This window comes from Actinomadura sp. K4S16, assembly GCF_008327685.1.
Classification (GTDB): domain Bacteria; phylum Actinomycetota; class Actinomycetes; order Streptosporangiales; family Streptosporangiaceae; genus Spirillospora.
On record NZ_BDDE01000009.1, the window covers coordinates 48,439 to 73,257 of the forward strand.

Here is a 24,819-nt window from a genome sequence, read left to right on the forward strand (position 1 = left end):
GATCCCTCAGGGCTCGTGCCGCAAGGGCACGAGCAGTTCGACACGGGTGCCCTGCCCGGGGGCGCTGTCGGTCTTCAGGAGGCCGCCGAGCATTTCGATCCGTTCCCGCATTGACGCGAGACCATTCGCGGTCCGGGAGGAACTTGACGGGTCGAAGCCGGTGCCGTCGTCCTCGACCGCCGCCTGGACCTGGTCCGAAGTGATGGACACGGTGATCGAAATATGGGACGGTGCGGCGTGCCGAAAGGAATTGCGGGCGGCTTCGCGTATGACGAGAAAGAGTTGCTCGCAGGCATGGCCGTTGATCCGGCTCTCGTCGCCGTTGAATTCCAGCGAGGTCGCGACCTCGTGTTCCTCGACCGAATCCAGATAATCTGCGAGGGCACGTTCCAATCCCTGCGCCGTTTCGGTGAGGCGGAGCCCGGAAAGAAGGAACTGCAGCCGCTCCAGGATGCCGCGGACGTCCCTGCGTGCGCGCTCCACGACAACGGCGGACCTGGCCGGATTGCTCTCCCGATAGATGTCGAAGAGGTCGAGCTGTCGGTAGACGCCCGAAATTCCATTGCCGATGTGATCGTGCAGTTCCCGGGCGATGCGCGTCCGCTCGGCCAGATTCTCCGCGTGCACGGCGTCCATGAGCGCCTCGACGTAGGTGACGGCCTCCAGCCGCAGGTCGTCGACGACCGCGCGCACGAGCCGGCGCGCCGTCAGCGACATGATCCGGGCGGTCTCCGCGGGGTCGGTGTCCGCGTCCACGGTCGCCCTAGTCACAGCGCCGATGACGCAGTCGAACAGCTCGATGGCCTCGTTGTCCTCCGGCGTCCGCAAAGGGGGCCGGGACGCCGGTTCCGCGTCGTCCTCGGGCGTCCCGGCGTGGACGGCCGCCGCCACTTGCGAGAGCAGCCCGCCAGCCCGCCCATGCCACCGTCTTGAGTCGGCGGACCTGTCGGTCAGGTCATTTCTCGTTACGCCGGCATGCTCGAGCGAAGGGCGGCCGCCCTTCTTGTGCTGCCGTTCCAGATAGAAGACGATAGGCTCGGTTTGGCGTTCTTTGCCGTCGGGAGTCATCGGCCCTTCTAACGGTTCGCTTCGAGAATAACTCGACAGGTCACGGCAAGTCTAACTGAGATCGCACCATTATCCAGTGGTGCGATGCGGGTTCCGGTATGTCATCCTGAGTGAGGCGCTGATCACGTTGGGTCATTATCGGGATACCCTCCGTTTGTGGCGGTGCCGGCCCGGCTCTTTGCCCGGCCGGCCGAAGGAGAGGGCCCATGCGTTCTGAGCCTCTGCGGGGCGGGACGAGAGGGCAAGGGCGGCGAACCAAAGATGTAGTGCATTTCAACTTTCGCATCGCCCCCCTTGAAAGTCGATCTTGATAGCTCCTAGCATCGCCGGGTGCCGCCGGCACGGCGCGGGCGTGCTCCCGCGCAATGAACGATGTTCGATACAGCGATCTACCTCGAAAGCTCTCAGGTGCAAAGGGTAGTCATGACATTGGTCGAACTGGATGATGAAATCGTTCACCTGCTGGAAATGCTTCGTTCCGCGCGGCGCGGGCGCGGCGGCGTCGTGCTGGTCACCGGCCCCGTCGCGACCGGCAAGACCGCGGTGCTGACCGCCCTCGGTGAGCGGGCCGGTGCCGCGGGAGCCCTCCTGCTGAGGGCCGCCTGTGCGCCCGTGGAGCGCGGCACCCCTTATGGCGTCGCCGACCAGCTCCTCGACCTTCCCGGGTCGGCGCAGACAGCGGCGGGACCGGACGGACGGCCCGGCGAGGGCGGGAGAGCCCCGGGCGGCTCGTGCGCCGCACTGCTCCGGCTGGCCGAGCACCGCCCCGTTGTCGTCTGCGTGGACGATGCCCAGCACGCGGACGCCGAGTCGCTGGAACTGCTCGCCCGGCTCGCCCGGCGTGCGTCGTCGGCGCACCTCCTGATCGCCCTTGCCGTCGGCGAGGAACATATCGCCCAACCGTGGTGCGCCGAGCTGACCAGGCTGCCGCACTCCCGCACCACGCGCGTCCGTCCGCTGACGCCGGAGGGGGTGGCCGGGCTCGTGCGCCACCGGCTCGGCGGCGACGCCGGCATCGTGGGCCTCACCACCGAGATCCACCGGCTCAGCGGCGGTAACCCCTGGCTCGTGAACGCCCTCCTGGACGATCATCGGGCCGCGGAACGGCTGGCGGCCGGGGCACCTGAGGGCGCCCCGCCCGCCGGGGCCGTGATCGGCGACTCCTATCTGCAGGCCGTACTGGCCTGCCTGCGACGCGGCGAACCCCACACGGCCGACGTCGCGCGCTGTCTGGCCTTGCTGGGGGAGTCTCCGTCGTCAGAGGTGGGGCAGGCGGTCCTCGGACTGCCCGCCGACGTCATCGACCGGCGGCTGGCCGGGCTGCACCGCGCCGGGGTGCTGGAGGCGGGCGGCTTCCGGCACCCAGGCGTCCGCGAGTGCGTGCTCTCCGAGATCGATCCGCCGGAGCGCGCCCGCCTGCACCTCCGGGCAGCGCGGGCCCTGCACAACGCGGGGCGCGACGTCACCGAGGTCGCGCTGCACCTGGCCGCGGGCGGGGCAGGGGGCGGCGGCCCCTGGGCGGGGAATGTGCTGCGGCTGGCAGCGGACCGCGCACTCGGTGAGGGCCGGACCGGGCGCGCCGTCCGTTTCCTGCGGGCGGCCCACCGGCTGAGCGGTGACGATGCGGAGAAGGCGGTCGCCAAGGCCCTGCTCGCCCGGGCGGAATGGCATGAGGACCCCGCGCAGGCTCTCGTCCACCTAGGTGAAGTGGAGCCGGCGGCCCGGCGCGGCCTGCCGGTCGCGCCCGCCCTGGCCGCGGCGCGCTGCCTCCTGTGGCATGGCGACATCGGAGGGGTCTACGATCTGCTCACCGCGCTCGAACGGGACACAGCCGGCCCCGGTCCGGGGCCCGGTTCAGGCCTGCTGAGGATGTGGCTGCCCTCCTTGTGGCCGGCCTTGTTCCAGGCGGCCGAGCCGACGGACCTGGCCGGGCCGAGCCGGACCAGCCCGGAGGTCATCGCGGCCGACGCGCTGCGCGCGGTCCTCACCCGCGGCCCCGGCGACGAGGCCGCGGCCGCCGCGGAGCAGGTGCTCCAGCGTTTCCGGCAGCACGACGCCTCGGCCGGAAGCGCGGCCGCGGCCCTGATCGCCCTCGTCTTCGCCGACCGGCTGCCCGCGGCCGCGCGCTGGTGCACCCGTCTGCTCGGCGCCGGCGCCGTCGCCGCGCCCAGGACCTGGAGCAGCGTCTTCACCGTGATCCGCGCGGAGATCGCCTTGCGCAGCGGGGACCTGCGGGCGGCGGCCGACCAGGGCGGCGCCGCGCTGGCCGGCCTCGGCGAGGCGGGCTGGGGCGTGGCGATCGGGGCGCCTCTGGCCACGGTCCTGCACGCGCGGACCGCGATGGGCGACCTGGACGCGGCAGGAGAGCTACTCGGTGCCCGGATACCCGGGACCATGTTCCAGACCCCGGTCGGGCTGCACTACCTGGAGGCGCGGGGGCGGTACTACCTGGCCGCCGACCGCGTGGAGGCCGCGCTCGCGGACTTCCGCGCCTGCGGCGACCTCATGCGCGGATGGGGGATGGACAGCCCCGCCGTCGTGCCCTGGCGGGCGGCCTGCGCGGCCGCGCTGCTGAAGCTCCGGCGCCCCGAAGAGGCCATGGAGATGGTCGAGGAGCAACTCGGCCTGGTCGACCCGGGCGCTGCCCCGCGGGTGCACGGGTCGTCCCTTCGCTTGCTGGCAGCGACCGCCGACGCGGGGCGCGGCCTGTCGCTGTTGCAGGAGTCGGTGAATGTGCTGGAAGCGTGCGGGGATCGCCTGGAGCTCGCCCGCGCGGTCGCCGACCTCGGCCACGCCCACCGGCGGCTCGGGGATGTCGGAACCGCCAAGGCGATGACCCGCCGGGCCGTGCACCTGGCGACCGAGTGCGGGGCGGGTCCGCTGCGCAGGGCCCTGCAGCCACGCCGCAGGCCGGTGCGCCGGTCGGGCGGCGAGGGCGGCGGGAGCGAGTCCGGTCTCAGCGCGGCCGAGCGCCGCGTGGCCGTCCTGGCGGCTCAGGGCTTCACCAACAACGAGATCTCCAAGCGCCTGTACATCACGGTCAGCACGGTCGAGCAGCACCTCACCCGGGTCTACCGCAAGCTGAACGTGCGGCGCCGCGTCGAGCTGTCGGCCAGCCTCCGGGCCGCCGCGAAGAGCGGCTGACAGGACGAGGAATCAGCGTCCGGCTCCGCCGTGCGGATGGAATCCGCGCCCGCTCTTGCGTCCCAGCAGGCCGGCTGAGACGAGCGTGCGCAGGTCCCGGGCCGGGGCGTCGGCCGGACGGCCGGACGCGCCGTGCAGGCTCCGCTGGATGGCGAGGGAGACGTCGAGGCCGATGGTGTCGAGCAGCCTGAGCGGGCCCATCGGGTACCCCCAGCCCCGGGACATCACCAGGTCGACGGCGTCGGCGCTCGCGTACCCGTCGGCGAGCAGCTGGGCGGCCTGGTTGAGATAGGGGAACAGCAGTGCGTTGACGATGAAGCCCGTCCGGTCCGTGCAGCCGACGACCTGCTTGCCGAGCGCGGCGCAGAACGCGCGAGCTCGGTGCGCGGCCTCGTCGGAGGTGCGGACCGTCCGGACGACCTCGACGAGCCGCATGCGGGGGGCGGGGTTGAAGAAGTGCAGGCCGACGACCTGTTCCGGGCGTCCGGTGGCCATGGCGCAGCCGATCACGGGCAGGCTGGAGGTGGTCGTGCCGAGGAGCGCCCCAGGGCGGCATACGCGGTCCAGTGAGGCGAAGACCTCCCTCTTGATCGCCGCGTCCTCGGTGACGGCCTCGATGACGACGTCGCACGCGGTGAGCGCCGAAGCGTCCGCCGCCCCGCTGAGCCGCGCGACCGCCGCCTCGACCTCGCCGGGCTTCGCGAGGCCCCGCGAGGCGGCGCGGTGCATCGACTGCTCCACCGCGGCGACCGCCTCCTTGGCCCGGACCTCGGTCCGGCCGACCAGGACCGTGGAATGCCCGGCACGTGCGCACACCTCCGCGATCCCGGTCGCCATGGTCCCGGTGCCGAGTATTCCCACGGCGGAGGTCGCGGGCGGGACGACTGGATCCGGGTGCGCGACGGGGCCGCGGTCCGGGGCGGCGCCGACGAGGAAGCCCCGGCCGGACTTCTCGCCGAGCATCTCCGCGGCGACCATCTGGCGGAGCAGCGGGGCCGGCGCGTAGCGGCTCTCGCCCGTCCTGTCGTGAAGTTCCGTGAGCGCGTCGAGCGCCGTGTCCAGGCCGATGCGGTCCAGTTCGGCGAGCGGTCCGCGCGGCAGCCCGCAGCCGAGCATCATCGCGGTCTCGATGTCGCGCGGAGAGGCGTACCGGCGCTCCCGCATCCGGACGGCCGCGTTGAGGTAGGCCAACACCAGGCCGCCTCCGATGTGGCCGGGCCGGTCGCCGACCATGACCCGGTCCATGCCGAGCGCCTCCGCCATCGCCTCCGCCCACGCGCGCACCGCCGCATCGGTGAAGGGCGTGTGGACGATCTCCAGCAGGGCGGGAAGCGCAGCGGTCCCGGCGGGCCGGATGCCGATCAGGCGGTCCACGCGTCCCGAGACGGAGGCGAGCCGGGTGACCGATGCCCCGGTCGCCGTGGTGGCCAGGACGGCCTCGGCGGCGCAGGCCGCCCCGAGCCGGACGAGCGCCCGGTCCTTCAGGCCGTCCCGCTCCGGGAGGGCCTCGACCACCAGCTCGCACGCGGTCGCGCGGCCGGGATCGGTGGTGAACTCGACCCTGCGGGCCGCCTCGGCCTCGCCGCCGAGCCGCGTCAGGACGCGGCGGCGCCCACGCGCCGCGGCGGCCTCGTCGCGCGCGACCGCGACGACGTCGAGCCCTCCGGCGGCGAACGCCGCGATCAGTGCGGAGCCCGCCGTACCGGGGCCGATCACGGCGGCGGAGGTGAGGGGCTGGGTCATCGCGGACTTCCTTTCAGGGACGGGGCGCGTTCCAGCGCAGCAGAGCGGTGCCGAGGGACATGCCGCCTCCGAAACCGGCGAGCATCACCAGGTCGCCGTGGCCGAGCTCGCCCGCCCGGTTCGCGAGGTCCAACGCCACCGGAATCGACGCCGCCCCGGTGTTGCCGTGCGCGGCGACCGGCCGGTGCATCCGTGCGCGACGCAGCCCGAGGGACGGGAACACCTCGCCGAGCAGGACGTCGTTGGCCTGGTGGGGGATGAGATGGTCGATCTCCTCGGGCGCGATCTCCAGATCGGCGACCAGGGCGCGAATCGCGGCAGGCAGTTCGTCGGCGATGAATCTGCGGACGGCACGCCCGTCCATCCGAAATCGGTGGCGGTCGCCGGCCACCGTTTCGGAGCTGGCAGGAGTCCGGCTGCCGCCCGCCTCGACGCCGATCATGGCGTGGTGCTCGCCGTGGCTGTCCAGGCGCCAGCCGAGCAGGCCCCGGCCCGGTGGGACCTGTCCGATGACCGCGGCGCCCGCGCCGTCGCCGAACAGGACGGCCGTGCGCCGGTCGGCCGGATCGATGATGCGCGAGTAGACGTCCACGCCGATGACCAGGGCGCGGCCCGCACGCGGGTCGGCCGCCAGCAGGGCGGCCGCGGCGACGAGCGCGTAGACGAAGCCGCTGCACACCGAGTTGAGGTCGAACGCGGCCGCGGCGCGCGCCCCGAGCCGGTCCTGCACCAGGCACGCCGTGGCCGGCTGCGGATGGTCGGGAGTGGAGGTCGCGACCACGATCAGGCCGATCCCGCCGGGGCCGGTCCGGGCGTCGGCGAGCGCCGCCGCGCCCGCCCGGACCGCCAGGTCGGAGGACGCCTCGTGTGCGGCGGCGTAGTGGCGGCCGGTGATGCCGGTCTTGCGGAGGATCCATTCCTCGCTCGCGCCGCACAGGGCGCCGACGTCGCTGTTCGACACGGCCTCGCCCGGCAGGTACGAACCGGTCCCGATTATTCCGATGTCCCGCGGACCCGCGGGCGGGTTTATCGCCACCCCACCACGCTAAGCCGGAAAATGCGGCAACCGGGAAATGCTGACCTGAATAGGGGACTAGAAAGGCGGATTAGGGGCTGTGCCGCCCGCATAGGGGTGTCTATCATCTTCTTTGACTCCTTTCCCGGCGCCCTGGTGCGCGAATATCCGGACTCGTTGGCGATAAAGAATGGACGCAATTATGGACCAGTCGGTCGCCGTCGTCGGAATGGCCTGCCGGTTGCCCGACGCGGCCGATCCGGAGGCGTTCTGGCGGATGCTGGCGGAGAGCCGGGACGCCGTCCGGGACGTCCCGCCCGGGCGCTGGGCGAGCGAGGAGCGGCACCCGGATCTGCCGCGCCGGGCGTGCTTCCTGGACGGGGTGGACGAGTTCGACGCGGCCTTCTTCGGCATCGCGCCCCGCGAGGCCGCCGCCATGGACCCGCAGCAGCGGCTCGCGCTGGAGCTGAGCTGGGAGGCACTGGAGGACGCGGGGATCGTCCCGGGACGGCTGGCCGGCCGCCCGGTGGCGGTGCACCTCGGCGCCATCTGGGACGACTACGCCGCGCTGACCCGCCGGGGCGGCCTCGGCGCCGTCACCGCGCACACCGTCACCGGCCTGCACCGCAGCATGATCGCCAACAGGGTGTCGTACCTGCTGCGGCTGCGCGGCCCGAGCCTCACGCTCGACTCGGGGCAGTCGTCGTCGCTCGTGGCGGTGCGGACCGCCTGCGACAGCCTGCGCCGCGGGGAGTCGGAGCTCGCGCTGGCCGGAGGCGTCAACCTCAACCTCGCCGCCGACAGCGCCCTCGGCACGGCCCGGTTCGGGGCCCTGTCGCCCGACGGCCGATGCCACGTCTTCGACGCGCGCGCCAACGGCTACGTGCGTGGGGAGGGCGGCGGGGTCGTGGTGCTCAAGCCGCTGGAACGCGCGGTCGCCGACGGAGACCGGGTGTACTGCGTGATTCGCGGTGGCGCGGTCAACAACGATGGCGGCGGCGACGGGCTGACGGTGCCCGACCAGTCCGCGCAGGAAGAGGTGCTGGCCGCCGCCTACGCGGCCGCAGGCGTGGATCCGGCGGACGTGCAGTACGTCGAGCTGCACGGGACCGGCACCCGGCTCGGCGACCCGGTCGAGGCGGCGGCACTGGGCGCGGTCATAGGGCGGTCCAGGCGGGCGGACCGGCCGCTGGCGGTCGGGTCGGCCAAGACCAACGTCGGTCACCTGGAGGGCGCGGCCGGAGTGACCGGACTGATCAAGGCGGCACTGGCGCTGTGGCACCGGCGCATTCCGGCCAGCCTCAACTACGCCGAGCCGCATCCGCGGATCCCCATGGACGAGCTGAACCTGCGGGTGGTCGGCGAGTGGCAGGACTGGCCCGACACGTACCGGCCGCTCATCGCGGGCGTCAGCTCCTTCGGCATGGGGGGCACCAACTGCCACCTGGTGCTGGAGGAAGGGCCGCGTCCACCGGAGCCCGGACCCGGCCCTCAGGAGCCGGTCCTGTTGCCGTACCTGCTGTCGGCGCGCACGTCGCAGGCACTCCGCGAGCAGGCGGCGAGGCTCGGCCGGCGGATCGAAACGATGCCTGCGGGGGAGCACGCGCTCGACCTCGCGCTCGCGCTGGCCACGACGCGGACGGCCTTCGAGCATCGTGCCGTGGTCCTCGCGCCCGCACCCGAGGTGGCCGCGGCGGGGCTGGCGGCGCTGGCGGCGGGCGAGCCCTCGGCCGCGCTCGTCGAGGGGGACCGTCCGGTTCGCGACGGCCTGAACGGGCCGGGGCCGGTCTTCCTGTTCGCGGGCCAAGGCAGCCAGCGGCCCGGAATGGGCGGCGGCCTGCGTGCGGCCTTCCCGGTCTTCGCCGCAGCCTTCGACGCGGCGTGCGGGGAACTGGACCGGCACCTTGAGCGCCCGCTCAGCGAGATCGTCCTCGCCGGCGAGGGTACCCCCGAGTCGGCGCTGCTCGACCAGACCATGTACACCCAGGCGGCCTTGTTCGCCCTGGAGACCGCCCTGTTCCGGCTGGTCGAGGACTGGGGCGTACGTCCCGCCCGGCTGCTCGGGCACTCGATCGGCGAACTCTCCGCGGCACACGCGGCGGGCGTCCTCGGCCTGCCGGACGCCGCCGTCCTCGTCGCGGCACGCGGACGGCTGATGCAGGCCCTGCCCGAGGGCGGTGCCATGGCCTCGCTGGACGGCGGTGAGGAGGAGGTGGCCGCCCTGATCGAGCCGCACCGGGGACAGGTGGACATTGCCGCGCTGAACGGCCCGGCGGCCACCGTCGTTTCCGGTGACGCGCCCGCCGTCGAAGAGATCGCGCGCCGCTGGCGGGAGGCGGGGGGCAAGGCCAAGCGGTTGCGTGTGAGCCACGCCTTCCACTCCGTCCACATGGACGCGATGCTCGGCGAGTTCGAAGCGATCGCGGCCGGGCTGGAGTTCCGGGCACCTCGGATCCCGATCGTCTCCGACGTGACCGGCGATCTGCTTCCGGCCGAGACGCTCGGTTCACCCGCGTACTGGGTCCGCCACGCCCGGGAGACCGTGCGGTTCGCGAGCGGAGTGCGCCGCCTCCTCGACGAGGGCGCCACCACCTTCCTGGAACTCGGGCCCGACGGAGTGCTCTCAGGCATGGCACGGGACTGCGCCTCCGGTGCCGAGGCCGCGTTCGTTCCCATGCTGCGCCCAGGACGCCCCGAACGAGACGAGGTCCTGCGGGCCGCGTCCGCGCTGCACGTGCGCGGTGTCGAGCCGACCTGGACGGCCGTCCTAGGCGCCGAGCCGAGCCGTCCGGTCCCGCTGCCGACCTACGCCTTCCAGCGCCGGCGCCACTGGCTCGACAACGTTCCCCAGATGCTCGGGTCAGGGGAGCCGGCTCCCGTCGAGGCCCCGGCCGGCCGGCCCGAGGCGCCGGTCACCGACGGTCGCCCCGGCGGCTGGTCCGAGAAGCTCAAGGGGCGGACGGGCGAGGAGCGCGCCCGGACGGTGCTCACCTGGGTGCGTACGCACGCCGCGGCTGTGCTCGGGCACTCGGGCGCGGACGACGTCGATCCGGTCATCTCCTTCCGCGAACTCGGCTTCGACTCCCTCAGCGGAGTCGAACTGCGCGACCGCATCGCCTCGGCGAGCGGCCTCGCGCTTCCCGCGACGCTCCTCTACGAACACCCCACGCCCCATCGGGTCGCCGACTTCATCAAGGGACAACTGGAGGACACCGGCCGGGACGGCGCTCGCGCGGATGCCGCCGTGGGCACGCCGGCGGCCGGCGAATCGCTTGCCATCATCGGCATGGCCTGCCGCTTCCCGGGGGGCGTCGGATCTCCCGAAGACCTGTGGCACATCGTCTCCAACGAGATCGACGCGATCTCCGAATTCCCCTCTGACCGGGGATGGGACCTGGAGGAACTGTTCTCGGACGACGAGGACTCGCGAGCACGCAGCTATGTGCGCCAGGGCGGCTTCCTGTACGACGCGGGGGAGTTCGACGCGGGGTTGTTCGGGATCTCGCCCCGTGAGGCGCTGGCGATGGATCCGCAGCAGCGGCTGGTGTTGGAGACGTCGTGGGAAGCCCTGGAGCGGGCGGGGATCGATCCGCTGTCGCTGCGCGGCTCGTCCACCGGCGTCTACGTCGGCACCACCTTCCAGGACTACGGCCCTCGTCTCCACGAAGGCGGTGAAGGAGTCGAAGGGCATCTGCTGACCGGCAGCACACCAAGCGTCGTGTCCGGTCGGGTGGCGTTCACGTTCGGTCTGGAGGGGCCTGCGCTGACGGTGGACACGGCGTGTTCGTCGTCGTTGGTGGCGATGCACCTGGCGGGGCGTGCGCTGCGGTCGGGCGAGTGCTCGCTGGCTCTGGCAGGCGGCGTCACCGTGATGGCGACCCCAGGGATGTTCGTCGAGTTGAGCCGTCAGGGGGCCCTGTCCCCTGACGGCCGCTGCAAGGCGTTCGGTGCCGGGGCGGACGGTGCGGGGTGGTCCGAGGGTGTGGGGATGGTGGTGCTGGAGCGCCTGGAGGACGCCCGGCGCCACGGTCACCATGTGCTCGCGGTGGTACGCGGGTCGGCGACCAACCAAGATGGCGCCAGCAACGGCCTCAGCGCCCCCAGCGGCCCCGCGCAGGAGACCGTGATCGCCCATGCGCTGGCCGACGCGGGAGTGGCCCCTGACGAGGTGGATGCGGTGGAAGCGCACGGGACGGGTACGCGGCTCGGCGATCCCATCGAGGCACGCGCCCTGCTTGCGGCCTATGGGCGCGATCGCGCGGCGGAACGGCCGCTGTGGCTGGGGTCGGTGAAGTCCAATATCGGGCACACGCAGGCCGCCGCCGGCGTCGCGGGCGTCATCAAGATGGTGCAGGCACTGCGCCATCGGATGCTGCCGCGGACCCTGCACGCGGCCGAACCGACACCCCACGTGGACTGGTCGTCCGGCGCCGTGCGACCCCTGTCAGAACGAATGCCGTGGCCGGACGACGCGCGCCCGCGCCGCGTGGGGGTCTCGTCGTTCGGAATCAGCGGGACCAACGCGCACCTCATTCTCGAACAGGCACCCGACATCCCCGGACAGGCACCCGACGCCGAGGCCGGCGAGGCAGGGCGGCCGTCCGTGCGGCCCGGTGGCGGCGTCTCGAACAGGCCCGCAAAGGTGGTGCCCTGGGTGATCTCGGGCCGCGACGGGGCCGCGGTCCGCGCCCAGGCGGCGCGTCTGGCCGGGACGGCCGCGTCACTCGACATCGGCGACGCGGCGTGGTCACTGGCCCGCACCCGTGCCCTGCTGCCCGCCCGCGCCGTCGTCCTCGGGGCCGGAGCCGAGGAACTGACCGCCGGACTCCGCGCTCTCGCCAATGGCGACACGAGCGCCGAAGTGGTCTCGGGTACGGCCGTGGAGGTGGGTCGTCCGGTTCTGGTGTTTCCGGGGCAGGGGTCGCAGTGGGTGGGGATGGGGCGTGAGCTGCTGGATTCGTCGGAGGTGTTCGGGGGGTGGGTGGAGGAGTGCGAGCTCGTTCTGTCGCGGTATGTGGATTGGTCGTTGCGGGAGGTGCTGGAGCGGGCTGATGAGGCGGATCTGGCGCGTATCGAGGTTCTCCAGCCGCTGTTGTTCGCCGTGATGGTCGGAATCGCCCGAATCTGGGCTTCCCTCGGCGTCCTCCCGGGTGCGGTGGTGGGGCATTCGCAGGGTGAGGTGGCCGCCGCGTACGTCGCCGGCGCGCTTTCGCTCGACGACGCCGTACGGGTCGTGGTGTTGCGCTCGCGATTGTTCGCTCGCGCGCTTGTCGGCCACGGAGCGGTCGCCGCCATCGCGGCCGGGCGGTCCGCGGTCGAGGAGTTGATCGGGCGGTGGGGCGGGACGCTGTCGTTGGCGGGTGCCAACGGGCCGGGCGCCACGATGGTGGCGGGTCCGGAGGACCTGCTGGATGAGCTGGTGGTGCTGTGCGGGGAGCGGGGGATCCGTGCGCGTGTCGTGGCGGGGACGGTCGCTTCGCACAGCGCGCAGGTCGATCCACTACGCGGGGAACTGCTCGACCTCCTGGAACCAGTAGCCCCGGCCGCGGGGCAGGTTCCGTTCTGCTCAACCGTCACGGGCGGGGTCATGGACACCTCGGCGCTGGGCGCGGAGTACTGGTTCGACAACGCGCGCCGTCCGGTGGATTTCGCCGGGGCGATCGGCGGCCTGCTCGGCGAGGGCCATCGGGCCTTCATCGAGTGCAGCCCGCACCCCATCCTGGTCCCCAACATCGCCGAGATCGCCGACGAGGCCGATGTCCCGGTCGTGGCCACCGGTTCGCTGCGCCGCGAGGAGGGCGGCCTCGCCCGGCTGCTGCGCTCGGCCGCCGAGGGCTTCGTGCGGGGCGTCGCGGTGGACTGGGCGGCGCTCGTGCCCGGCGGTGCGGCCACGGACCTGCCGACCTACGCGTTCCAGCGCCGGCGCTACTGGCTCGCGCCGGGCGGGCGCCCGCTGCGCGACGCGCCCGGAGAGGGCGTCGAGGTGGCGGGTCATCCGCTGCTCGGCCTGGTGATCAGGCAGGCGGGAAACGGCCCGGTCACCCTCACGGGGCGGCTGTCGCTCACCTCCCATCCCTGGCTGGCCGACCACGCCGTCCACGGAACGGTCCTGCTGCCGGGCGCCGCCTACGTCGAGCTGGCCGTCCGGGCGGCGGACGCGGTGGGGCTCTGCGAGATCGCCGACCTGGTCCTGGAATCGCCGCTGGAGATGCCGGCAGGGCAGGACGCGTACGTGCAGGTGGTGGTCGAGGCACAGGACGAAGCGGGCTGCCGGGAGGTGCGAGTCCACTCCCGGACCTCGCCCGACGCGCCGTGGACACGGCATGCGACCGCCGTCCTCACGGGAGCGCCGTCGGAGCCCGCGGGACGCGAGCCCGGGGCGTGGCCGCCGCCGAACGCCGCACCGATCGACCTCGACGGCTTCTACGACGGGCTCGCCGAGATCGGCTACGAGTACGGCGCGGCGTTCCAGGGGCTGCGCGCGGCATGGCGGGCCGGCCGCGACGTCTTCGCCGAAGTGGCCCTTCCGGCGGACGTGCGCTCTGACGCGGGACGGTTCGCCCTCCATCCCGCCCTCCTCGACGCCGGGCTGCATGCCGTCGTCGGGCTGAGCGACGTCGCGGCCGACCACCGGGTCTGGCTGCCGTTCGCCTGGGAGGGCGTGTCGCTCAGCGCCGACGGCGCGGCGGCGCTACGGGTGCACGTGGCCCCGGCCGGCGACGACGGGGTGTCCCTGGCGATGTCCGACGAGGAAGGACGGCCTGTCGCGCGCGTGGCCGCGCTGCGGCTGAGGCCGATGCCGCGGTCCGGCCCTTCCGCCGCCCAGGCGCCGGCCCGGCGCGACCTCTACACGCTCGCCTGGTCGCCGCTGCACCTGACCGCGTCCGGCGGCACCGGACCGAGGACCGTCCTGGTGAGCGAGCCCGGTGAGGACGCGGATGCCGCGGCTGTTGCGCGCGCCGTGCGTACGGCGACCGCTCGCGTGCTGTCCGCCCTCACCGAGCCGCCGCCCGCCGGAGACCCCGGGACGGTCGTCGTGATCACCACGGGCGGTGTGCCGGGTGCCGCGGCCGGGGGCCTCGTCGCCTCGGCCCAGGCCGAGGATCCCGGCCGGTTCGTCCTGGTGGACACCGACGACCCCGGCTCGGCCGGGCCGCTGCTGCCGGCGATCCTCGCCACCGGTGAGCCGCGGGTGCGCGTTCGCGGCGGTGCGGTCTCGGTGCCCCGGCTGGTCCGCGCCGAGCCCGCGGCCGGGCCGCCTCCGGAACTCGGCCCCGACGACGCCGTCCTCATCACGGGCGGGACGGGGACCCTCGGCGCCGCCGTCGCCCGACACCTCGTGGCCCGCCACGGTGTGCGGCGGGTGCTGCTGGCGAGTCGCCGGGGCATCGACGCGCCCGGCGCGCGCGAGCTCGCCGCGGAGCTGACCGGCCTGGGCGCCCGGCCCTGGATCACGGCCTGCGACGTGAGCGACCGCGCGGCGCTCGCGCGGCTCGTCGCCGAGATCGAGCAGGACGGTCCGCTGCGCGGTGTGGTGCACGCCGCGGGCGCACTCGACGACGGGCTGATCGGGTCCTTGACCCCCGGGCGCCTCGACCGCGTCCTGCGTCCCAAAGTGGAAGCCGCCCTTCACCTGGACGAACTGACCAGGGACCTCGACCTGTCGATGTTCGTGCTCTTCTCCTCGGTCGCGGGTGTGCTCGGGAACCCGGGCCAGGGCAACTACGCCGCCGCCAACGCAGCCCTCGACGCGATCGCCGAGCGGCGCCGTGCGCGCGGCCTGCCCGCCACTTCGCTGGCCTGGGGCCTGTGGGAGGAGCGCAGCGGCATGACCGGGCACCTTGCCGACAGGGACCTGTCCTGGCTGGGACGCGCGGGAGTCCTCCCGCTGCCCACCGGCGACGGTCTGCGGCTGCTGGACGCCGCCCTCGCCCGCGACGACGCGTTCCTGGTCGCGGCGCGACTGAGCACCGCCGCGGTACGCGCCCGCGTCGCCGACGGTACGGTCGCGGCACCCCTGCGGGACCTGGCGGGGGCGCCCGCCCGCCGCCGGGCCGCCACCGCGGCCGCCGACCTGCCCGGCACCGCACCGGACTCGCCGCTCGCCCGCCTCGCGAACCTTCCGCCGCGCGAGCGGGAGCGGGAGCTGGCCGACCTGGTGCGGTCCTTGACCGCCGAGGTCCTCGGGCACGAGTCCTCCGACGCCGTCCCGGACGAGCACGCCTTCAAGGAACTCGGATTCGACTCGCTCACCGGAGTGGAACTCCGTAACCGCCTGTCGGCCGCGACCGGTGTCAGGCTGCCGGTGACGCTGGTGTTCGACCACCCGACGCCGAAGGCGGTGGCCCGGCTCCTCCACGCGACACTGGACGGCGCGCCCGGCGATGCCGGAGTCCCGGCGGCCGCCGGCCTCGCCCCGCGTCCGCCGTCCGCCGAGCCGATCGCCGTCATCGGGATGGCGTGCCGCTATCCCGGCGGGGTGTGCTCGCCGGAGGATCTGTGGGACCTGGTCGCCGCGGGCCGCGACGCCGTGTCCGCCTTCCCCGGCGACCGTGGATGGGATCTCGACGCCCTCTACCACCCCGACCCCGACCATCCGGGCACCAGTTACGCCAGAGAGGGCGGCTTCCTTGACGGCGCGGCGGACTTCGATCCCGGCTTCTTCGGCATCCCGCCCCGCGAGGCGCTCGCGATCGACCCTCAGCAGCGGCTCCTGCTGGAGACGTCGTGGGAGGCGATAGAGCGGGCCGGGATCGACCCTCGCTCTCTCGCGGGAAGCAGGACCGGGGTGTTCGCCGGGCTGATGTACCACGACTACGTCTCGCGCCTCGGTGAGGTGCCCGGTGCCGTCGAGGGCTACTTGACCACCGGCGCCCAGGGCAGCGTGGTGTCGGGCCGGGTCGCATACACCCTGGGCCTGGAGGGGCCCGCGGTCACGCTCGACACCGCCTGCTCGTCCTCCCTGGTGGCACTGCACCTGGCCGGCCAGGCTCTGCGCTCCGGAGAGTGCTCACTGGCCCTCGCGGGCGGGGTCACCGTCATGGCCACCCCCGGAATGTTCGTCCAGTTCAGCCGGCAGCGCGGGCTCGCGCCCGACGGGCGCTGCAAGTCGTTCGCCGCCGCCGCGGACGGCGCGGGCTGGTCCGAGGGCGCCGGGATCGTCCTCGTCGAACGTCTCTCCGATGCCCTCCGCAACGACCACCCGGTGCTTGCGGTCATCCGCGGCTCGGCGACCAACCAGGACGGGGCCAGCAACGGCATCAGCGCCCCGAGCGGCCCTTCGCAGCGGCGGGTCATCCAGCAGGCGCTCGCCGCGGCCGGGCTCGCCTCCGCCGACATCGACGCGGTCGAGGCGCACGGCACCGGCACCACCCTCGGGGACCCGATCGAGGCGCAGGCCGTCCTGGACGTCTACGGCCCGGACCGGCCGCGGGACCGGCCGCTGTGGCTGGGCTCGGTGAAGTCCAACCTCGGCCACCCGCAGGCCGCGGCCGGGATCGCGGGCGTGATCAAGATGGTGATGGCGCTGCGCCGCGGACTGCTTCCGCGGACCATCCATGTGGACCGGCCGACCCCGCATGTGGACTGGTCGTCGGGCGCTGTGCGGCTGCTGACCGAACCGGTGCCCTGGGAACCCGGCGTACGGACGCGCCGGGCGGGCGTGTCCTCCTTCGGCATCAGCGGTACCAACGCCCACGTCGTCTTGGAGGAGGCGCCCGAAGCCCGCCCTGCGGACAACGCCGGCGACGCCGACGACGCCGCCTCGGGCCCGTCGCTGGTGCCCTGGACCATCTCGGGACAGGACGTCGGCGGGCTGCGGGCGCAGGCCGGCCGCCTCGGCGAATTCCTCCAGGCCGGGGGCGTGGACGCCTCCTTGGCCGACGTCGGCAAGGCACTCGCGACGGGCCGGGCCGCCCTGACGCACCGCGCGGTCATCCTCGCCGAGGACCGCACCGCGGCCGAGACCGCGCTCGCGGCGCTCGCCGCGGGGCGGCCCGGCCCGGACGTCGTCACCGGCAACGCTCGTACGCACGGACGGCTCGCGTACCTGTTCTCCGGCCAAGGATCCCAGCGGCAGGGCATGGGACGCGAATGGCACCGGGAGCACCCCGTCTTCGCGGCCGCGTTCGACGAGGTGTGCGCGGGCGTCTCCGAACGGCTCGGCCAGAACGTCAAGGACGTCGTGTTCGACACCGACGACGAGACCGGGCTGCTGGACCGGACCGTCTTCACCCAGGCGGGGCTGTTCGCGCTGGAGGTCGCGCTCCACCGGTTCCTGGAAAGCGCGGGCCTGGTCCCCGACGCGGTGACCGGACACTCCATCGGCGAGGTCGCCGCCGCGCACGTCGCGGGAGTCCTGAGCCTGGAGGACGCGTGCGCCTTGGTCGCGGCGCGGGGACGGCTCATGCAGGAGCTGCCGCCCGGCGGTGCGATGGTCTCCCTGCGGATGAGCGAGCGGGATGTGCTGGACCTGATCGGGGAGCGCTCCGGGCGTGTGTCGATCGCCGCGGTGAACGGCCCGTCCGCGGTCGTGGTGTCCGGGGAGGAGGACGCCGTCGCCGAGGTCGAGGCCGAAGCGGCCGCCTCCGGCCGCAAGACCAGGAGGCTGCGCGTCGGCCACGCCTTCCACTCCCACCGCATGGAACCCATGCTGGAGCGGTTCGCCGAGGTGGCCGCCTCCTTGAGCTACGGCGACCCTGCCATCCCCATCGTCACAACGTCCGACGGCGACGTCCGCGACCCCGGGTACTGGGTGCGCCAGGTGCGCGCGCCGGTGCGGTTCGCCGACGCAATGCGCGCCCTAGAAGCCCGAGGCGTCCGGGAGTATCTGGAGTTGGGACCCGACGCGGTGCTGAGTGCGCTCGGGCCGGACTGCCTGCTGCGACCGGAGGAGGCCGTCCTCTTCCCGACCGGGCGTGCCGACCGGCCGGCCGACCGCACCCTGGCGTCCGCCGTGGCCGCCGCCCATGTCCGAGGCCACGACGTCGACTGGGCCGCGTTCCTGCCCGCAGGGCCGGTGCGGCGGGTCGACCTCCCCACCTATGCCTTCCAGCGGCGGCGCCTCTGGCTGGAGGCGGCACCCGGCGCGGACCGCGGCGGGCCGGGCGAACGGATCGACGGGCACGCTCTGCTGGCCTCGCGGATGACGCATGCCGGCTCGGGCGAGACGGTGATCACTGGCGGCCTGTCCGTCCGGGAGCACCCTTGGCTCTCCGACCATGCCGTGCTCGGGACCGTCCTGGTCCCAGGCGCGGCGCTGGCCGACCTGGCCCGGCGTGCCGGGGAGGAGACCGGGCGCCCACGCCTTGCCGAACTGGTCCTCGAACACCCGTTGACGCTCCCGGGGGGCCGAGGGATCCGGCTCCAGATCGTCGTCGGCGAGGAGGACGAGTCCGGCGACGCCCCGATCGCCGTCTACGGACGTCCGGCCGATGGCGACGCCGCGTGGACGCGCCATGCCCAGGGCATGGTGGGGCGCGATGAGGGCGCCCTGCCGGAGCGGCTCGACGACTGGCCTCCGGCCGACGCCGAGCCATTGAACCTGGACGGGTTCTACGAGGAGGCGGCCGCCGCCGGATACGACTACGGCCCGGCGTTCCGCGGGCTCACCGCCGCGTGGCGCCACGGCGACGACCTGTACGCCGAGGCTGCCCTGCCAGGCGATCAGGATCCCGGAGGTTTCGGCGTGCACCCGGCGCTCTTGGACGCCTCCCTGCATCTGCTCGTGCGTGCCGAACCAGGAACGGCGCCCCGACTCCCGTTCGCCTGGCACGGCCTGACGCTGCACGCGCTGGGGGCGACGGCGCTGCGCGTGCGCCTGACGCGCACGGGCCCGGACAGCGTCCGGGTACTGCTGACCGATCCGGCCGGCGAGCCGGTTCTCGCCGTGGAGTCCCTCTCGCTTCGGGAGGCCCCGCCCGGCGAGTTCGCGGCCACATCGACGGGTGAGGGCGCGGCGCTGTTCCGCGAGGAGTGGGCTCTGCTGCCGCCGGCGCCGGCAGAGAAGGCAGAGACGGCGGAGCGTGGGACCGCGTTCGGGCCTGATGAGTGGCCCGACCCGGCGGAACTGGCGGGCGATATCGGTGGGAGCGCCGGCACCGGCGTCGCGGTACTGCTCGCCGATCGCGCCGGAGCCTCGGACCTTCCCGAGGCCGTACAGGCGACCACGGCCGAGGTCCTTGCGCTGCTGCAGGGATGGCTGGCGGAGGACCGGTTGTCCGGGGTCCCTCTGACGCTGGTCTCCCGCCGGGCCGTCGCCACCGGGCCGCAAGAGCCCGCCGAGGACCTGGCCGCCGCGGCGGCCTGGGGACTGGTGAAGTCCGCCCAGGCCGAGAACCCCGGACGCTTCGTCCTGGTCGACAGCGGCGAACGGGACGAGGCCGCCGCCCTCGCCGATGCCGCGCGCGCGGCCTCCCATCCCGGCGAACCCTGCCTCGCGGTCCGCGAAGGCGGCGTGCGGGCGCCGCGTCTCATCCGCGCCGAAACAGGGGAGCGGCTCGAACTGCCCCGGGACACGGGCTGGCACCTGGCACCGGTCGAGCCGGGCTCACCGTCCGGCGTGCGTCCGACGGTGTCGGAGCGCACCGGCCGACCGCTCGGGCCCGGCGAGGTGCGAGTGGCCGTCCGCGCGGCCGGTCTGAACTTCCGCGATGTCATGATCGCCCTGGGGGTCTACCCGGGCTCCGCCGCGCTCGGCAGCGAGGGCGCCGGAACAGTGGTGGACGTCGGTGCCGGCGTGACCGGGCTCGCCCCGGGCGACCGCGTCATGGGTCTGCTGGACGAGGGGTTCGCGCCCGTCGCGGTGACCGACCACCGGCTGCTCGTGCCCATCCCGGACGGCTGGTCGTTCGAGCGGGCCGCCGCGGTGCCCGTGGCGTTCATGACCGCCTACTACGGCCTGCGCGATCTGGGGGGCCTGCATGAGGGAGAGCGCGTCCTGGTGCACGCCGCCGCCGGCGGGGTGGGGACGGCCGCCGTCCGGCTCGCCCGGCATTGGGGGGCCGAGGTGTACGGCACAGCAGGCCCGGGCAAGCAGGGGGTTCTCGCCGGGCTCGGCCTGGACGCCGCGCACCGCGCGTCCTCCCGCGACCTGTCCTTCGCGCGGGAGTTCGCCCCGGCGGACATGGACGTAGTGCTCAACTCTCTCGCGGGCGAGTTCGTGGACGCCTCGATGGGACTGCTCGGGCCCGGGGGCCGGTTCGTGGAGATGGGCAAGACCGATCTGCGCGACCCGTCCGAAGCGGCCGCATTCCGCCCGGATGCGACCTACCGCGCCTTCGACCTGCGCGATGCGTCTCCGGAACGACTCGGCGAGATCCTGGCCGAGGTCGTGGATCTGCTGGAGCGGGGGACGCTGCGCCCGCCTCCCGTCGAGGTCCACGACCTGCGTGCCGCACCGGAGGTGATGCGGCACATGGGACGCGGCGGACACGTAGGCAAGATCGTGTTCACCGTGCCGCGGCGGCCCGATCCCGCGGGCACGGTCCTGATCACCGGCGGCACCGGCGCCCTCGGCGGCCGGGTCGCCCGCCACCTGGTGACACGGTACGGTGCGCGCAACCTCCTGCTCGCCGGCCGGCGCGGGCCGGACGCCGAGGGCGCGGTGGAACTGGCGGACGCCCTGCGGGCCCTCGGTGCCTCGGTGACGGTGCGGGCCTGCGACGTCGGAGACCGCGACGCCCTGGCCGGGCTGTTGTCGGAGATTCCCGGAGACCGCCCGCTCACCGCGGTCGTCCATGCGGCGGGCGTCCTCGACGACGGGGTGGTGGCCTCCCTCACCCCGCCGCGCCTGGCCCGGGTGCTCGGCCCGAAGGCCGGTGCGGCGCTGCATCTGGACGCGCTGACCCGCGGGCTGGACCTCACCGCCTTCGTGGTGTTCTCCTCCGTCGCCGGCGTGCTGGGAACACCAGGCCAGGGCAACTACGCGGCGGCCAACCGCGTGCTCGACGCCCTCGCCACGCGCCGCCGTGCCGAGGGGCTCCCGGCGGTCTCTCTGGCATGGGGGCTATGGGAGCACGGCAGCGGGATGACCGCCGACCTCGACCACGCCGACCGTGACCGGATGGGGCGACTGGGCATCCGGCCGATGCCGTCGGCCGAGGCGCTCGCCCTGTTCGATCATGCCCTGGAACGGGAGGACGCCGTCCTCGTCCCAGCGCACCTCGCGCCCTGGCGGGCAGGTGAGGGGACGCAGGCTCCCCTCCGCCGTGCCGCCGGCGGCTCGGTGCGAAGTAGCGCGTCCGGGTCCCTTGCCCGGCGGTTGGCGGACCTTCCGCCCCAGCGGATGCGGGAGGTCATGGTGCGGGAGGTCCGGGAGTGCCTTGCCGCCGTTCTCGGTCACGCGTCCGCGGATGCCGTCGACGCCGAGGCCAGCTTCAAGGAGCTGGGCGTGGACTCCCTCGGCGCGGTCGAGCTGCGCAACGCGCTGAGCGCCGCGGCGGGCACCCGGCTGCCCGCGACGCTGGTGTTCGACCATCCGACCGCGACCGCGCTGGCCGAACACCTTTGCCAGACGCTGGCGCCGAGCGCCCCGTCCGCGGCCGACGCGGTCCTCAGCGGCCTGGACCGGCTGGCGGAGGCGATGGCGCGCGCCGGTTCCAGGGCCGCGGAGGAGGAGCGCGCCATGATCTCGGCCCGGCTGGAGCGGCTGCTGGAGGAATGGCGGGCGCGGTCCGCACCCGAGGGCGCCGCGGAGGTTCACGACGACGGCGTAGGGGAGCGGCTCGCGGCCGCCTCCTCCACCGAAGTGCTGGATTTCGTCCGCAACGAACTCGGCCTGTAAGCGGGCCGAGGGCGGTGCTCCGTGCCCCCAGTTCTCGGCGTGCCGCCCCCTATAAACCCAGTGGCGCCTTGCCCTGTTTCAGGCCCGATGCGACCTTCGACCGTAACGACCGTGCACCATTCTCAGGGACGGAAAATGCGGGAGATTCTGCAAGCGATCGAACAGCGTGCTCCAGCCCTGGAATGGGAGGGCATCGCGGTGCCCGACTCCTATCGCGCGCTGACCGTGCACAAGAGCGAGGTCGGAGTCTTCGAGGGGATCCCGGTCGAAGACCGGGACCCGCGCGATTCATTGCACGTGCACGACGTCGACGTCCCGGAACTGGGGATCGGCGAGGCGTTGATCGCCGTCATGGCGAGCTCGGTCAACTACAACACCGTGTGGTCCGCCCTCTTCGAGCCCATTCCGACGTTCGAGTTCCTGCAGCGATACGGCCGCCGCTCCCCGCTCGCCGCCCGTCACGACCTGCCTTACCACGTGCTCGGCTCGGACCTGTCGGGGGTCGTCCTGCGGGTCGGCCCCGGTGTCACCCGCTGGCGTCCGGGGGACCGGGTCGTGGCGCACTGCCTGTCGGTCGAGCTGGAGGAGCCCGAGGGGCACGACGACGCGATGCTCGACCCCGAGCAGCGGATCTGGGGCTTCGAGACCAACTTCGGCGGACTCGCCGAACTGGCCCTGGTCCGGGCCAACCAGCTCATGCCCAAGGCGGAGCACCTGACGTGGGAGGAGGCAGCGGCCCCGGGGCTGGTGCACTCCACCGCCTACCGGCAACTGGTCTCGCGCAACGGCGCGGATATGAAGCAGGGCGACGTCGTGCTGGTCTGGGGGGCCTGCGGCGGACTCGGCTCCTACGCCACCCAGCTCGCCCTGCGGGGCGGCGCGGATCCCGTCTGCGTGGTCTCCTCGCCGGAGAAGCGCGACATCTGCCTGTCGATGGGCGCCGAGCTGGTGCTGGATCGGTCGGCCGAGGGATTCCAGTTCTGGCAGGATCGCGGGGTCCCCAACCGCAAGGAGTGGCGGCGTTTCGGCGGCGCCATCCGGGAGCTGACCGGCGGTCTGGACCCCGACGTGGTGTTCGAGCATCCGGGGCGGGAGACCTTCGCAGCGAGCGTGTACGTCGCCCGCCGGGGCGGGACGATCGTGACCTGCGCCTCAACGAGCGGCTACGACCACTACTTCGACAACCGCTATCTCTGGATGAACCTCAAGCGGATCATCGGGTCGCACTTCGCCAACTACCAGGAGGCGTGGCGGGCCAACGAGCTGGTCCGTCGGGGGCGGGTGCACCCGACCCTGTCACGCAGCTACCCGCTCGCCGATGCCGCCCAGGCCGTGCGCGACGTGCAGCGCAACACCCACCAGGGAAAGATCGGCATTCTCTGCCTCGCCCCGCGGGAGGGGCTCGGCGTGACCGACCCGGAAATGCGGGAGAGGCATGCCGCCAAGATCGACCTCTTCCGCTGACCGCGCGGAGCCCTCCGTCCGCCGAAGGTGGTGGCAGCCATGAGCACGTCCGCAGAGGTGGCGGACCGCTGGTTCCGGCGGTTCCCCGCGTCCCCCGCACCCGCTGTGCCCGCGCGCCCCCGGCTCGTCTGCTTCCCACACGCCGGCGGCTCGGCGAGCTTCTACCACCCGTTCGCCCGCGAGCTCGCCGGCGCCTGCGAGGTCGTCGCCGTCCAGTACCCGGGACGCCAGGACCGGCGGGCCGAGGCCCCGTGCACGGACCTGGAGTCCCTCGCCGGGCTCGTCCACGAGGTGCTGCCGCGGGAACCGGGACGGCCGCTGGCGCTGTTCGGGCACAGCATGGGCGCCGTGCTCGCCTATGAGGTGGCACGGAGGCTCGAAGGGGAGGGGACGGATCCGGCCGTGCTCATCGTCTCCGGGCGCCGGGCGCCGTCCACGCACCGCCACGAAGACGTGCACCGCCGCTCCGACGACGCGCTGCTCGCCGAGGTGGCCGGGCTGAGCGGGACCAGTGCCGCCCTGCTGGAGGACGAGGAACTGCGGCGCATGATCCTTCCCGCGCTGCGCGCCGACTACCGGGCGATCGAGACCTACCGGCACCGTCCCGGCCCGCCGCTGGCCTGCCCGGTGAGCGTGCTGACGGGTGACCGCGACCCCCGCGTCTCCACCGCGGAGGCCGAAGCATGGCGCGCCCACACCGGCGGCGGCTTCCGGATGCGCACCCTGCCCGGCGGCCACTTCTACCTGAGCGAGCGCCGCGCCGAGGTCGCCGCCGCCATCGCCGCCGATCTGGCGGGCTTCGCGGCCGACCACTGAGCCGGCCGGCGGCGGTTCGCCCCTGAGCACCTGGCCAGAATGCTGGACGAGTGTATAGGGATCTAGTACGTTGATATGGACAACTGATCATGTGTTAAGGAAGCTGTATATGAGTTCAGTCCCGCCCGCGGAACGTCCTGCCGATGCCGACCTGACCGCGCGGGCGCGGATCAGGGACGCCGCGCTGCTGCAGTTCGCCGAGCGCGGCGCCAAAGAGGCGACGATCAGGGACATCGCCGAGGCCGCGGGCGTGTCGTCCGGACTCGTCCAGTACCACTACAAGAGCAAGGAGGCGTTGCGGGAGGCGTGCGACGAGTACGCCTTCGACTTCTTCCGGAGGACCAAGGACGAGGCCCACGCCAAAGGCCAGTTCGCGGACCCCAACTTCCTGTCCATCGCCTTCCGGACCAGCATGCCGGTGCTGCGCTACCTGGCCCGTGCGCTGGTCGACGACTCCCCGTCCTCAGCGCAGCTCTTCGACGAGCTGGTCGACTACACCAAGGACGCGCTCTGGGCGGGCATGCCCGGCGTCATCGCTCCCCCGGACCATGACCGCGAGGGCCTTTCGGCCGTGCTGACCGCCATGCAGCTCGGCGTCATCGTCCTGCACACCCACCTGTCGCGCACGCTGGGCACCGAGACCTTCAGCCCCGAGACCTACCCCCGCCTGGTCCTGGCGTTGCTCGACATCCACTCGCACGCGCTCGTCAGCCCGGAGACGGCCGCCGAGGCCCGCGCCGGACTCGAACGTTTCCTAGCAGGTCCCCCCACCGCAGAGGAGTAACGG

Annotated in this window: 8 protein-coding genes; 5 read left to right on the top strand and 3 right to left on the bottom strand. The window is 73.4% G+C overall.

The window, feature by feature from the left end; all coding sequences use genetic code 11:
• Nucleotides 1–6 precede the first annotated feature (6 nt).
• On the bottom strand, nt 7–1,068 hold the full coding sequence (locus tag K4S16_RS00280; RefSeq protein ID WP_149256766.1) for a sensor histidine kinase: 1,062 nt from the start codon (nt 1,066–1,068) through the stop codon (nt 7–9).
• A 423-nt stretch (nt 1,069–1,491) separates the two neighbouring features.
• Here K4S16_RS00280 and K4S16_RS46330 point away from each other — a divergent pair, with 423 nt between their 5' ends.
• On the top strand, nt 1,492–4,212 hold the full coding sequence (locus tag K4S16_RS46330; RefSeq protein WP_268843201.1) for a LuxR family transcriptional regulator: 2,721 nt from the start codon (nt 1,492–1,494) through the stop codon (nt 4,210–4,212).
• A gap of 12 nt (nt 4,213–4,224) precedes the next feature.
• Here K4S16_RS46330 and K4S16_RS00290 read toward each other — a convergent pair whose 3' ends face one another.
• Together K4S16_RS00290 and K4S16_RS00295 are read right to left on the bottom strand one after the other, a co-directional pair.
• Entirely contained in the window at nt 4,225–5,955 is a 1,731-nt protein-coding gene (locus K4S16_RS00290; RefSeq protein WP_149256768.1) for a 3-hydroxyacyl-CoA dehydrogenase family protein, read from the bottom strand.
• A 13-nt stretch (nt 5,956–5,968) separates the two neighbouring features.
• Entirely contained in the window at nt 5,969–6,991 is a 1,023-nt protein-coding gene (locus K4S16_RS00295) for a 3-oxoacyl-ACP synthase III family protein (protein ID WP_235036473.1), read from the bottom strand.
• 181 nt (nt 6,992–7,172) lie between these two features.
• On the opposite strand from K4S16_RS00295, the gene K4S16_RS00300 reads away from it, so the two are divergent.
• The 4 genes from K4S16_RS00300 to K4S16_RS00315 all read left to right on the top strand — a co-directional run bounded on the left by K4S16_RS00300 (nt 7,173) and on the right by K4S16_RS00315 (nt 24,816).
• On the top strand, nt 7,173–21,752 hold the full coding sequence (locus K4S16_RS00300; RefSeq protein ID WP_160160822.1) for a type I polyketide synthase: 14,580 nt from the start codon (nt 7,173–7,175) through the stop codon (nt 21,750–21,752).
• A 135-nt stretch (nt 21,753–21,887) separates the two neighbouring features.
• On the top strand, nt 21,888–23,216 hold the full coding sequence (ccrA, locus tag K4S16_RS00305; RefSeq protein ID WP_149256770.1) for a crotonyl-CoA carboxylase/reductase: 1,329 nt from the start codon (nt 21,888–21,890) through the stop codon (nt 23,214–23,216).
• A gap of 39 nt (nt 23,217–23,255) precedes the next feature.
• Nucleotides 23,256–24,032 carry a thioesterase II family protein gene (locus K4S16_RS00310; protein WP_149256771.1) on the top strand — a complete coding sequence of 259 codons (777 nt, stop codon included), beginning with the start codon at nt 23,256–23,258 and terminating at the stop codon, nt 24,030–24,032.
• Nucleotides 24,033–24,141: 109 nt separating this feature from the next.
• A complete protein-coding gene (locus K4S16_RS00315; protein WP_235036474.1) occupies nt 24,142–24,816 on the top strand; it encodes a TetR/AcrR family transcriptional regulator in 675 nt (224 codons plus the stop codon).
• Nucleotides 24,817–24,819 lie beyond the last annotated feature (3 nt).